The sequence below is a fragment of the Pseudoxanthomonas taiwanensis genome, assembly GCF_010093135.1.
In the GTDB taxonomy this organism is placed as follows: Bacteria; Pseudomonadota; Gammaproteobacteria; order Xanthomonadales; family Xanthomonadaceae; genus Pseudoxanthomonas; species Pseudoxanthomonas taiwanensis.
In genome coordinates, this window is record NZ_PDWK01000039.1 from 15570 (window position 1) to 27171 (window position 11602).

Annotated in this window: 9 protein-coding genes and 1 pseudogene; 6 read left to right on the forward strand and 4 right to left on the reverse strand. The window is 70.8% G+C overall.

Features of this window, described 5'->3' with window-relative positions:
- Positions 1 to 18 precede the first annotated feature (18 nt).
- A complete protein-coding gene (locus CR938_RS08850; protein ID WP_246191026.1) occupies positions 19 to 1464 on the reverse strand; it encodes a glycoside hydrolase family 30 protein in 1446 nt (481 codons plus the stop codon).
- 202 nt (positions 1465 to 1666) lie between these two features.
- On the opposite strand from CR938_RS08850, the gene CR938_RS08855 reads away from it, so the two are divergent.
- Both CR938_RS08855 and CR938_RS08860 read left to right on the forward strand, forming a co-directional pair.
- Positions 1667 to 4369 carry a TonB-dependent receptor gene (locus CR938_RS08855; RefSeq protein ID WP_162124664.1) on the forward strand — a complete coding sequence of 901 codons (2703 nt, stop codon included), beginning with the start codon at positions 1667 to 1669 and terminating at the stop codon, positions 4367 to 4369.
- 105 nt (positions 4370 to 4474) lie between these two features.
- A complete protein-coding gene (locus CR938_RS08860) occupies positions 4475 to 5176 on the forward strand; it encodes a glutathione binding-like protein (RefSeq protein WP_162124665.1) in 702 nt (233 codons plus the stop codon).
- 61 nt (positions 5177 to 5237) lie between these two features.
- Here CR938_RS08860 and CR938_RS08865 read toward each other — a convergent pair whose 3' ends face one another.
- Positions 5238 to 5876, reverse strand: a complete 639-nt coding sequence (locus CR938_RS08865) for a hypothetical protein (protein WP_162124666.1) — start codon at positions 5874 to 5876, stop codon at positions 5238 to 5240.
- Between the two features lie 36 nt (positions 5877 to 5912).
- Positions 5913 to 6254 (reverse strand): hypothetical protein, encoded by a 342-nt coding sequence (locus CR938_RS08870; protein ID WP_211365209.1) that lies wholly within the window; start codon positions 6252 to 6254, stop codon positions 5913 to 5915.
- A 200-nt stretch (positions 6255 to 6454) separates the two neighbouring features.
- On the opposite strand from CR938_RS08870, the gene CR938_RS08875 reads away from it, so the two are divergent.
- Positions 6455 to 8725, forward strand: coding sequence for a S9 family peptidase (locus CR938_RS08875; RefSeq protein ID WP_211365210.1), 2271 nt, complete (start codon positions 6455 to 6457; stop codon positions 8723 to 8725).
- 77 nt (positions 8726 to 8802) lie between these two features.
- On the opposite strand, the pseudogene CR938_RS08880 reads toward CR938_RS08875, so the two are convergent.
- Positions 8803 to 9237 (reverse strand): annotated as a pseudogene (locus tag CR938_RS08880) (hypothetical protein); the annotation flags it as partial.
- 118 nt (positions 9238 to 9355) lie between these two features.
- On the opposite strand from CR938_RS08880, the gene CR938_RS08885 reads away from it, so the two are divergent.
- From CR938_RS08885 to aroE, 3 genes are all read left to right on the forward strand, one after another.
- Positions 9356 to 9604 (forward strand): hypothetical protein, encoded by a 249-nt coding sequence (locus tag CR938_RS08885; protein WP_162124667.1) that lies wholly within the window; start codon positions 9356 to 9358, stop codon positions 9602 to 9604.
- Positions 9605 to 9671: 67 nt separating this feature from the next.
- Complete coding sequence (gene hemB, locus CR938_RS08890; protein WP_162124668.1) at positions 9672 to 10661, forward strand: porphobilinogen synthase; 990 nt, start codon at positions 9672 to 9674, stop codon at positions 10659 to 10661.
- 70 nt (positions 10662 to 10731) lie between these two features.
- Entirely contained in the window at positions 10732 to 11580 is an 849-nt protein-coding gene (gene aroE / locus CR938_RS08895) for a shikimate dehydrogenase (protein WP_162124669.1), read from the forward strand.
- The last annotated feature ends 22 nt before the right edge of the window (positions 11581 to 11602 follow it).

Consider the following 11602-nt stretch of genomic DNA (forward strand, 5'->3'; position numbering starts at 1 on the left):
GCTTTTCCCGGGGCCGGCTCAGTCCGGCTTCGCCCAGCGGAAGGTCGCGATGCTGCGCGCCGGCAGCGTCGCGGAGAACGTCCTGCCACCCTCGCGCACGGTGATTTCGCGCGGGGTGTCACCGGAATTGGCGACCAGCAGCACGCGGGAGTCGTCGTCGGCGTTCTCGAAGGCGACGTTGTCGATCCCGCCATCCGTTTCCGTCGAGGCAATCCGCCAGGCATCACGGCGGACGAAGCGGCTGGCGTGCGCCAGCGCGTAGTAGTCGTCGGTGCGCGTGACCCCGCCGGTGCGCGAGTCGATGGTGACCACGCCGCGGCAGGTGCCGCAACCGCCCGCGTGCGGGCCGTTGTCCTGGTCGAGCGCGAGGTTCCAGAACAGCACGCCGCGCGCCCAGTGGCGGGTGGCGCCGATGACGAGCCTGCGGAACTGCAGGGTGAGCCCGCCGCTGATGACCGGCTCCCAGTCGCCGCCGGAACACTCGGTCATGTACACGTCCTTGTCCGGATGCGCCCCGCGCACCAGCGACTGCGCCGACACGTCGCCGCCATAGCAGTGCCAGGCGACCGCGGAGACGTGCCGCGACGCGGCCGGGTCGGCCAGCACCGCCAGCGGCTCCTCCGGCTTGTCCCAGTTGTGGTCCCAGTCGAAGATCTGCAGGTCCGGCATGCGTTCGTCGCGCAGGGGCCCCAGGTGGTCGCCGATGAAGCGCGCGCGCGCCGGGGCGTTGAGCCGCATGCCCGGATAGTCGGAAGGCTCGTAGTCCGGTTCGTTCTGCACCGTGAGCGCGAACACCGGGATGCCGGCCCGCCGATAGGCCTCCACGTACGCAAGCAGGTAGCGGGCGAAGGCGTCGTAGTACTCCGGCAACAGCGTCCCCTGCACCAGGCTGCCGCTGTCCTTCATCCACGCCGGCGCGCTCCATGGCGAGGCCATGATCTTCAGCCCCGGGTTGATCTCCAGCGCCTGCCGCACGACCGGCACCACGTCATCCAGGTTCGGCGCGATGTCGAAGTGGCGCAATTCCGGGTCCGGGCTGCCGTCCGGCGTGTCGGCGAGCGAATAGTGGCGCCGGGAGAAATCGGACGCGCCGATGGTCAGGCGGGTGAAGTCGAAGCCGAGCCCGCCGTCATCGCGTCCGAACAGCTCGCGCAGCAACGCATCGCGTTGCGCCCCGTCCATGCGGTGGCGGATCAGCCAGGCCGAGGCGTCGGTGATCGACGCGCCGAAGCCGACCATGCGCTGGTGGCGCACGCCGGGATCCACCACGATGTCGGCCTCGCCCCCATGGGCGTAGCGCATCGGCAGCGTGGACGGCGCCAGCTCCAGCCTGCGGTCGGCGGTGGTGATCCACGCCTCCACCGTGCCTGCCGCCTCCATGGCAGGGCGCGCGGGCTGCACCGCGCACGACGGCAGCAGGGCCACCGCGGCGGCGAGCAGGGCGTGCAGCGCCCACAGGACCACGCAACGCCCATGTCGCAACGCAACAGAACGGAAATGTTCCCGCCGGCCGGAGACGGGACGGGACGGGATATCGGGCCTGGACAAGGTCTGCCTCCGCTGCTGGTCTCATTGACAAGTGGGGTGGCGCAAGGTTACGACAACGCTGTCACCGGTGCGCCAGGGCCGGTCCGATCCCGCTTCCTGCCTGGCCGGACATTTCCCCATGAACATCCCGCTTTCCAGACACCGCCTCGCCCTCGCCTGCTGTGCCGCGCTGTTCGCCCCGTTCGCGGCCCAGGCCCAGGATGCTTCCACGACGCAGGACGCGCAGACGCTGGACACGGTCGTCGTCACCGGCATCCGCGGCAGCATCGCCACCTCCGTCGAGACCAAGAACGAAGCCACGTCGATCGTGGAGGCGATCAGCGCCGAGGACCTCGGCAAGCTTCCCGACATCAGCATCGCCGACGCGATCTCGCGCCTGCCCGGCCTGACCGCGCAGCGCCTCGACGGTCGCGGCCAGGTCATCCACATCCGCGGTTTCTCCGAACAGTTCGCCGGCACCCTGCTCAACGGCCGCGAGCAGGTCACCACCGGTGACAACCGCGGCGTCGAGCTCGACCAGTACCCGGCCGAGCTGCTCAGCGGCGTGACCGTGTACAAGACCCCGGATGCCTCGCTGGTCGGCCAGGGCATCTCCGGCACGATCGACATGCAGACCATCCGCCCGCTGTCGTACGGCCAGCGCCGCACCGTGCTTTCGGCCCAGGGCGAATACAACTCGCTCGGCAGGCTGACCGAGGGCGGCAACGACAAGGGCTACCGCGTCTCGGCCTCGTACGTGGACCAGTTCGCCAACGACACCTTCGGCCTGGCCATCGGCGTGGCACGCATGGACGCCCCGTTCCAGGAAAAGCACTACAAGTCGTGGTGGTGGGCCGACACCGCCGCCTGGGGCTCGCCGCAGCCGGGGGTCCCCGGGGGCGCGATCGCGCTGCAGGGCGCCGAGGGCTGGGTGAAGTCCCGCGACGCGGTCCGCGACGGCGCGGTGGCGGTGCTGGAATTCAAGCCGAACGACACCTGGCACAGCGTGCTCGACCTGTACGCCTCGCGCTTCGACCAGGAGGAACTGATGCGCGGCGCGATGTGGACCAACGACCCGTGGTGGAACGGTGGCGTGGTCTCGTACTCGAACGCGCAGACCACCAGCTTCAACGGCTATCCGGTGGTCACCGGCGGCACCCTGCACGGCATCGAGCCGGTGGTGCGCAACGACAGCAACCTGCGCGAGACGCGGCTGTTCTCCGCCGGCTGGAACAACGCGTTCCGGATCGGGGACCTGTGGACGCTGTCCACCGACATCAGCTATTCGCGCGCCAGGGTCGAGGATTCGAAGTTCGAGACCTACGCCGGCATGACCGGCGGGCTCGACGTGGACTTCAACGTGCCGCTGTCGCACGGCTACGGCTACTACGATCTTCCGGACCTGTCCGACCCGGGCGCGGTGTACCTGCGCGACGCCCAGGGCTGGGGCCATGACGGCCGGCTCGAGGACACCCACCAGAAGGACACGCTGCGCGCGTTCCGCGTCGCGGTGAACCGCGAGGTCCCGTCCTCCGACTTCCTGCGCAGCTGGGACCTCGGCTTCCACTACGGCAAGCGCACCAAGGACAAGAGTGCCGAGGTCTACTTCACCGACCTGCCCGGCCGCACGCCGACGCTGGTGGACGGTTCCCTGCTCCTCGGGCCGACCTCCCTGCGCTTCGCCGGCATGGGCGACGTGCTCAGCTTCGACCCGCGCCGGCTGCTGTCCACCTACTACGACGTCTACCTGAGCGAGTCGAACGACGACCTGCAGAAGGACGCCCGCGTCGTCGAGGAGCTGCGCACGTTCTACTTCAAGGCCAACCTCGACATCGACGTCAGCGACAACGTCCGCCTGCGCGGCAACGCCGGCGTGCAGTACGTGCGCACGGACCAGACCTCGGCCGGCGTGGTGATCAGTGGTTCCGAGCTGGCCCCGGGCACCCAGGGCGCGTCCTACGGCGACATCCTGCCGAGCCTGAACCTGGTCGCCGACTTCGGCAACGGCTGGAACCTGCGCTTCGGCGCCGCCCGCGAGCTGATGCGCCCGCGCATCAACGACATGATCGCCCGCGCCAACGTCTGGGTGGACCAGATGACCGGCCAATGGCGTGGCAACGGCGGCAACCCGAAGCTCGAGCCGTACCGCGCCAACGCCTACGACATCTCGGTCGAGAAGTACTTCGGAAACGCCAGCTACGTCGCCCTGGCGGTGTTCTACAAGGACATGGACACCTACATCTACACCCAGGACATCCCCTGGGACTTCTCGGGCTACGACTACGAGGGCGACGTCCCGCCGGTGTCCAACTGGGGCGTGTTCTCGGCGCCGGCCAACGGCAGCGGCGGCTACATGCGCGGCGTCGAGTTCGCCACCGCGCTGGGCGGCGAGCTGATCCACGACGCGCTCGACGGCTTCGGCCTGCTGCTCAACGCCTCGTACACCGAGTCCTCGATGGATCCGGGTGGCGGTTCGCGCGACACCTTCCCGGGCCTGTCGAAGATCGTGGCCAACGCCACGCTGTACTACGAGAAGCACGGCTTCTCGGCGCGGGTCAGCCAGCGCTTCCGCGACCCGTACCGCGGCGAGTACGGCTCGATCTTCGGTCAGCGCACCTACCGCCACACCTCGCACGAGCGGGTGCTCGACCTGCAGGTCGGCTACGATTTCCCGGAGAGCAGCGCCCTGTCGGGGCTGTCACTGCTGCTCCAGGTCAACAACCTGAACAACGAGCCGTTCCGCACCGTGGTCAGCGACTCCAACGGCTACGGCCTGTTCTTCCCGGAGGAGTACACGGAGTACGGCCGGCAGTACCTGCTCGGCGTGCGCTACTCGTTCTGACCCGGCGCCCGGCGCCGGTGCAACACAGCGGGCCGTCCCTGCGACGGCCCGTTGCCATTCCGGCTCCTACAATCGGCGCCAGTCCCCACGGAATGGAACTTTCCCATGATCGATCTCTACTACTGGCCCACGCCCAACGGCCACAAGGTCACGATGCTGCTCGAGGAGCTGGCCGATGCCGGCGCCAGGCTCGAGTACACGATCAAACCGGTCAACATCGGCAAGGGCGACCAGTTCCAGCCGGAATTCCTCGCCATCTCCCCCAACAACAAGATGCCGGCGATCGTGGACCATGCCCCGGCCGACGGCGGCGCGCCGGTCAGCGTGTTCGAATCCGGCGCGATCCTGCTGTACCTGGCGGAAAAGACCGGGCGCTTCCTCGGCAGCGGCCCGCGCGACCGCATCGCGGTCACCGAATGGCTGATGTGGCAGATGGCCGGGCTGGGCCCGATGACCGGCCAGTACGGCCACTTCCACGTGTACGCGCCCGAACAGATCCCCTATGCCATGGACCGCTACCGGCGCGAGGCGCTGCGGCTGCTGGGCGTGCTCAACCGCCGCCTGGAAGGCCGCGCCTTCATCTGCGGCGACGAGTACACCATCGCCGACATGGCCGCCTACCCGTGGATCAATCCCTACACCGCGGCGCCGCTCGACCTGGAGCCCTACCCGGAGGTGCGCCGCTGGCACGCGGCCATCGCCGCCCGCCCGGCCACCCAGCGCGCCTACGCGCTGACGAAGCAGGTCAATCCGGACGCGGGCAAGCCGCTCAGCGAAGAGGAGCGCAAGCAGCTGTTCGGGCGCTGAGCCCGCCATCCCTCCGGGCGACCCCGCCGCCTCCCGGGGCTTCCGGGTCGCGCCGCGGTCCTTACAGGGCGGAGCTTTCCCGGCGCCGGATCTCCGCGATGCAGGCCGGCATGTTCTCGAATTCGTAGGTCAGCTGGATCAGGCCCTGGCTGGTGGACACCGCGTGGGCACGCAGCGAGACCGACACCAGCCGGTCCGACATCCGCGAGCCCTCCTCGTTGTCCCAGTAGGTGGCCAAAGTCCGCTCCTCGCGCAGCAGGCCCATCATCCAGTCGCGCGGCTCGTCCCAGATGCTGCCGGCGCGGAGGAAGTCGAACTTCTTGTGGGCACCGTACCTGGCCTCCAGCGCGGCCAGCAGGCTGGCGTACTTGCGGCGCACCCCCTCGCCGTAGGTGTTGGTCGGGATCGGGTCGGTCCAGGCGGTGAGCTTGCACAGACCCTGCTCCGGCGTCACCAGCAGGCGGAAGTCGGTGAAATCCGGATGGGTCCGCGGCAACCTGGTCGTCGAATAGAGGAATTCGCCCTCGTCCTTGAGCCCGGCCACCTGCTTCAGCTGTTCCAGGCGCATGCCCTGCTCCAGCCCGAACGGGTCGGCGTGGGCCAGCGGCGCCAGCAGCGCCAGCGCGGCCGCCAGCATGCCCGCGCCCACGCCCTGCCAACCGCGCGTCCCGGCCACGGTGAACCGCTTCCTGCCTTGCATCGTCTCCACCTTCTCAATGTGTGATTGGGTCCGCGGTCAGGCCATCAGCCCGACCATCATCAGGAACAGCGTGAACAGCATGGTGCCCGTGCTGATCACCAGGCCCAGCACCGCGAACACGCGCCTGCGCGCCTGCTGCAGCACCCCGGCCACGCCGAGGCCGGCGGCCAGCAGCTCCAGGCCCAGCAGCAGGAACATGCACAGGCCGATCAGCACCGCGGCCGGCGAGTCCTCGTCCATGCCACCTGGCGTGGACACCTCCAGCACGCCCGCGATCCCGATCAGCACGAACATCGCCATGCTGGCGACGAGGCTGATGATGAAGGACGCAATCCCCGGACCGGAGTGCTTCTCCGGCACAGCCGCTGCAATGGCCACGTTTTCCTTCCCCCTGTTGGACCCTGATTCCCGGCCGCGCGGCCGCCCGCATGGCCGCTCCCCAGCAGCCAGATCACGGAAGTATGACACGGCGGGCGCGGATCCCCGCAGCGCCGCCCCGGCGGGGTCGTGCGTCCACGCCCGGCGGGTGCCCCGCCTGCAACTACAATGCCGGCCATGTCGTCACCGCGGACCCACGCATGCGCCTGTCCCGACTCGTCCTGTCACCCCTGCTCGCCTTCGCCATGACCCTGCCCGCCCACGCCGCCGGCACCGCGCCGGCCGCGGACAAGCTGACCCTGGAAGCCATCACCGGCAGCGCGCCGCTGGCCGGACCGACACTGATGACACCCAAGGTCTCGCCGGACGGGGCGCGCGTGACCTTCCTGCGCGGCAAGGACCACGACCGCAACCGTCTGGACCTGTGGGAATACGACGTGGCCAGCGGCCAGACCCGCCTGCTGGTGGACTCGGACGTGGTCCTGCCCGGTGACGAGGTGCTCAGCGACGAGGAGAAGGCCCGCCGCGAGCGCCAGCGCATCGCCGCCCTGTCCGGCATCGTGGACTACCAGTGGTCGCCGGACGGCCGCACCCTGCTGTTCCCGCTGGGCGGCCAGCTGTACCTGTACGACCTGGCCCGCGGCGGCCGCGAGGCGGTGCGCAAGCTGACCTCGGGCGAGGGCTTCGCCACCGACCCGAAGATTTCCCCGCGCGGCGGCTACGTCAGCTTCGTGCGCGGCCGCGACCTGTGGGTGATCGAGCTGGCCAGCGGCGAGGAGATCCGCCTGACCCACGACGGCAGCGACACCATCGGCAACGGTGTGGCCGAGTTCGTGGCCGACGAGGAGATGGAACGCCACACCGGCTACTGGTGGGCGCCGGACGACAGCGCCATCGCCTTCGCCCGCATCGACGAGTCGCCGGTGCCGCTGCGCCAGCGCTACGAGGTCTACCCGGACCGCACCGTGGTGGTGGAGCAGCGCTACCCGGCCGCCGGCGAGCCCAACGTGCACGTGCAGCTGGGCGTGATCGCCCCGCGCGCCGGCGCCAGGCCGAAGTGGGTGGACCTGGGTCCGGACCCGGACATCTACCTGGCCCGGGTGGACTGGCGCGATGCCGGCCGCCTCACCTTCCAGCGCCAGTCGCGCGACCAGAAGACGCTGGAACTCATCGAGGCCGACCTGGCCAGCGGCAGGCAGCGCGTGCTGGTCACCGAAACCTCGCCCACCTGGGTGCCGCTGCACCACCAGCTGCGCTTCCTGCGCGACGGCCGCTTCATCTGGGGCTCGGAGCGCAGCGGCTTCCAGCACCTGTACCTGGCCTCGGAGGACGGCAGCACGCTCACCCCGCTGACCTCCGGCGAGTGGATCGTGGACGAGCTGCTGGCGGTGGACGAGGACGCCGGCTGGGTGTGGTTCGCCGGCACCCGCGACTCGGCGCTGGAGAAGCACGTCTACCGCGTGCCCCTGGCCGGCGGCCCGATCGAGAAGCTCAGCGCCCGGCCCGGCATGCACGCGGCCAGCTTCGCCCGCAACGCCAGCGTGTACGTGGACCACTGGTCCAACGAGACGACCCCGCCGCAGGTGGAGCTGTACCGCAACGACGGCACCCGCCTGGCCGTGCTGCTGGACAACGACCCGGACGATCCGGCCCATCCGTACGCGCGCTTCCGCGCCGCGCACCGCCCGGTCGAGTTCGGCACCCTCACCGCAGCCGACGGCACCACCGAACTGCACTACAGCCTGATCAGGCCCGCCGGCTTCGACCCGAAGAAGAAGTACCCGGTGGTGGTGTACGTGTACGGCGGCCCGGCCAGCCAGACCGTGACCCGCGCCTGGCCGGCCCGCGGCGACGCCCTGTTCAACCAGTACCTGGCCCAGCAGGGCTACGTGGTGTTCTCGCTGGACAACCGCGGCACCCCGCGCCGCGGCCGCGCCTTCGGCGGCGCGCTGTACGGCCGCCAGGGCACGGTGGAGGTGGACGACCAGCTGCGCGGCATCGCCTGGCTGAAGTCGCAGCCATGGGTGGATGCCTCGCGCATCGGCGTGCACGGCTGGTCCAACGGCGGCTACATGACCCTGATGCTGCTGGCCCGCACCGACGCCTACGCCTGCGGCATCGCCGGCGCGCCGGTCAGCGACTGGGGCCTGTACGACACCCACTACACCGAGCGCTACATGGGCCTGCCGGCGGCCAACCCGGAGGGTTACCGCGCCGCGCGCGTGCTGGAGCACATCGACGGCCTGGTCGGCCCGAAGGCGCCGAAGCTGCTGCTGATCCACGGCATGGCCGACGACAACGTGCTGTTCACCAATGCCACCGCGGTGATGGGCGCGCTGCAGAAGCGCGGCCAGCCGTTCGAGATGATGGCCTACCCCGGGGCCAAGCACGGCCTGTCCGGGATGGACGCCCTGCACCGCTACCGCCTGGCGGAGGACTTCTTCCGCCGTTGCCTGCAGCCGGGCGGCTGAGGCCGGCACGCGGCGGCACGACGGTGGCCCGGGCCGTGCCCGGGCCATCGTTTTTTCCCCTGCAGGAGCCTCGCCAGCGGCGACCCGGCCGGCGGCACCGACTCGGGCGGCACCCAGATGGCGATGCCGGCGGCCTTCTTCTGTGTGGTGGGGATGCCCACGCTCAGGCCACCGGCGGTGTGGCGGCCGAAGGTGCCGGCGCCGACCGACATGCCCACCGGCGAACCGGACGAACCCACGCCCATCAGCACCACGCCGTTGGCGCCCAGCGCCGCGGCCTCGCGCTTGAGCCGGGCCACGGCCGCGTCGGTCTGGCCCTGGGTGCCGAAGCCGACCGCGCTGCTGGCCTCCAGCTGGGCGATCTCCTGCGAACCCGGCGGCGGCACCGTGTAGATCCGCACCGTGGCCGGGTCTACCGGCGCCCGCGCCGGGCCCAGCATGACCTTCGAGGCGCCGGCGCAGCCGGCCAGGAACAGCGGCAGGACGAGCAGGACGGCAGGCAGGCGGCGCATGGCAGGCTCCCCCATGAACGGACTGGCGCCATCATCGTGGGGCTTGCGTGAATCGGCCGCAAACCGCCGCCGGCTTGCGGTATGGTCGGCCCATCCGGACCGATCACGGGGAGGTGGCATGGGCATCATCAGCCTGCTGTGGGGCATCGTGGCCCTGGTGTGGATGGTCCTGGCGCTGATACCGCTGCTGGGCTGGGGCAACTGGTTCCTGATCCCGTTCGCCGCGGTGGGCGCGATCATCGCCGCGCTGGGCATCCTGTTCACCGCGCCGGGCAGGCGCGGCCGGGCCAAGGCCGGGCTGGCGCTGAACCTGGTGGTGGTCGTGGTCGGCATCGTGCGCCTGTCGCTGGGCGGCGGCTTCATCTGAGCCCCGGGGCGGGCCGGAGGCGGGCGTATCATGGACGCCTGTCCCGATCCGTTTCCCGGAGTCCGCGATGAGTTTTCCCCACGTGCGCCTGCGGCGCATGCGGCGCGACGGGTTCTCGCGCCGCCTGATGCGTGAGCACGTGCTCACCACCGACGACCTGATCTACCCGGTCTTCGTCCACGAGGAGAAGGGCCGCGCGCCGGTGCCCTCGATGCCGGGCGTGGAGCGGCTGTCCATCGACGAGCTGCTGCGCGTGGCCGAGCAGGCGCTGGAGCTGGGCGTGCCGGTGCTGGACCTGTTCGGCGTGCCCGATCCGGCGGCCAAGACCGCCGACGGCCGCATCGCCTGGGACCCGGACGGCATCATCCCGCGCGCCATCCGCGCCCTGAAGTCGCGCTTCCCCGAGCTGGGCGTGATGAGCGACCAGGCCCTGGACCCGTACACCACCCACGGCCAGGACGGGCTGGTCGACGAGGACGGCTACATCCTCAACGACGAGACGATCGAGGCGCTGGTCAAGCAGTCGCTGGTGCACGCCGAGGCCGGCGTGGACATCCTCTCGCCCTCGGACATGATGGACGGGCGCATCGGCGCCATCCGCGAGGCGCTGGAGAACGCCGGCTTCCGCAACACCCGGATCATGGCCTATTCGGCCAAGTACGCCAGCGCCTTCTACGGCCCGTTCCGCAGCGCGGTCGGCAGCGCCGCCAACCTGGGCAAGGGCAACAAGTACACCTACCAGATGGACCCGGCCAACTCCGACGAGGCCCTGCGCGAGGTCGAGCTGGACATCGCCGAGGGCGCGGACATGGTCATGGTCAAGCCGGGCCTGCCGTACCTGGACGTGATCCGCCGGGTGAAGGACGCCTTCGGCGTGCCCACCTTCGCCTACCAGGTCAGCGGCGAGTACGCCATGCTCAAGGCCGCCGCCGCCAACGGCTGGCTGGACGAGAAGGCCTGCGCCATGGAGGCGATGCTGGCGTTCAAGCGCGCCGGCGCCGACGGCGTGCTGACCTACTACGCGCTGGACGTGGCGCGCTGGCTGCGCGAGGGCTGAGTCCGGCGCGGCGCGGTAGACTCGCGGCGAGGGGCGCCGTCCGGCGCCCACCCGCACCGCAGAGACCGCCATGCCCACGTCCCGCTACGCTGTCTTCGGCCACCCCATCAGCCATTCGCTGTCCCCGCGCATCCACCGCGCGTTCGCGGCGCAGTTCGGCATCGCCCTGGACTACACCGCCGTCGACGCCCCGCCGGACCGTTTCCCCGCGCTGCTGGAGGAGTTCGCCGCCGGCGGCGGCCGCGGCGGCAACGTGACCCTGCCGCTGAAGGAGCTGGCCTTCACCCTGTGCGCGCAGCTCAGCCCGCGCGCGCGCCGCGCCGGCGCGGTCAACACCCTGACCCGCAACGACGGCCAGTGGCACGGCGACAACACCGACGGTGCCGGCCTGGTACGCGACCTCACCGCCCGCCACGGCCTGGACCTGCGCGGCTGCCGCGTGCTGCTGCTGGGCGCCGGCGGCGCCGCCCGCGGCGTGGCCCCGGCGCTGCTGGAGGCCGGCATCCTGGAGATGACCGTGGTCAACCGCACCCCGGAGCGCGCCGACGCGCTGGTGGACGCGCTGGGCGAACCGGACCGGGCGTCCTCGCGCTACTGGGCCGACCTGGCCGACCAGGGCGACTTCGAGCTGATCGTCAACGCCACCTCGGCCGGCCGCGAGCCCGGGGCGGCCTTCCAGGCGCCGCTGACCCTGGTCAACAGCCGCACCGTGGCCGTGGACCTGAACTACGGCGAGGCGGCGATCCCGTTCCTGGCCTGGGCCCGTGCCGCCGGCTGCCGCAAGGTGGTGGACGGCCTGGGCATGCTGGTGGAACAGGCCGCCGAGGCCTTCGAGCTGTGGCACGGCCGCCGCCCGGACACCACCCCGGTGTACGAGGAGCTGCGCGCGCAGCACGTCCAGCTGGCGACCGCGGAATGAGGGCGGCGATGCATCCCGGCAC

What these genes read in the sequence shown, in the direction of transcription:
- CR938_RS08855 (WP_162124664.1), top strand. Translation starts at nt 1,667, where the DNA reads ATGAACATCCCGCTTTCCAGACACCGCCTCGCCCTCGCCTGCTGTGCC.
- hemB (WP_162124668.1), top strand. Translation starts at nt 9,672, where the DNA reads ATGAGTTTTCCCCACGTGCGCCTGCGGCGCATGCGGCGCGACGGGTTC.
- CR938_RS08885 (WP_162124667.1), top strand. Translation starts at nt 9,356, where the DNA reads ATGGGCATCATCAGCCTGCTGTGGGGCATCGTGGCCCTGGTGTGGATG.
- aroE (WP_162124669.1), top strand. Translation starts at nt 10,732, where the DNA reads ATGCCCACGTCCCGCTACGCTGTCTTCGGCCACCCCATCAGCCATTCG.
- CR938_RS08860 (WP_162124665.1), top strand. Translation starts at nt 4,475, where the DNA reads ATGATCGATCTCTACTACTGGCCCACGCCCAACGGCCACAAGGTCACG.
- CR938_RS08865 (WP_162124666.1), bottom strand. Translation starts at nt 5,876, where the DNA reads ATGCAAGGCAGGAAGCGGTTCACCGTGGCCGGGACGCGCGGTTGGCAG.
- CR938_RS08875 (WP_211365210.1), top strand. Translation starts at nt 6,455, where the DNA reads ATGCGCCTGTCCCGACTCGTCCTGTCACCCCTGCTCGCCTTCGCCATG.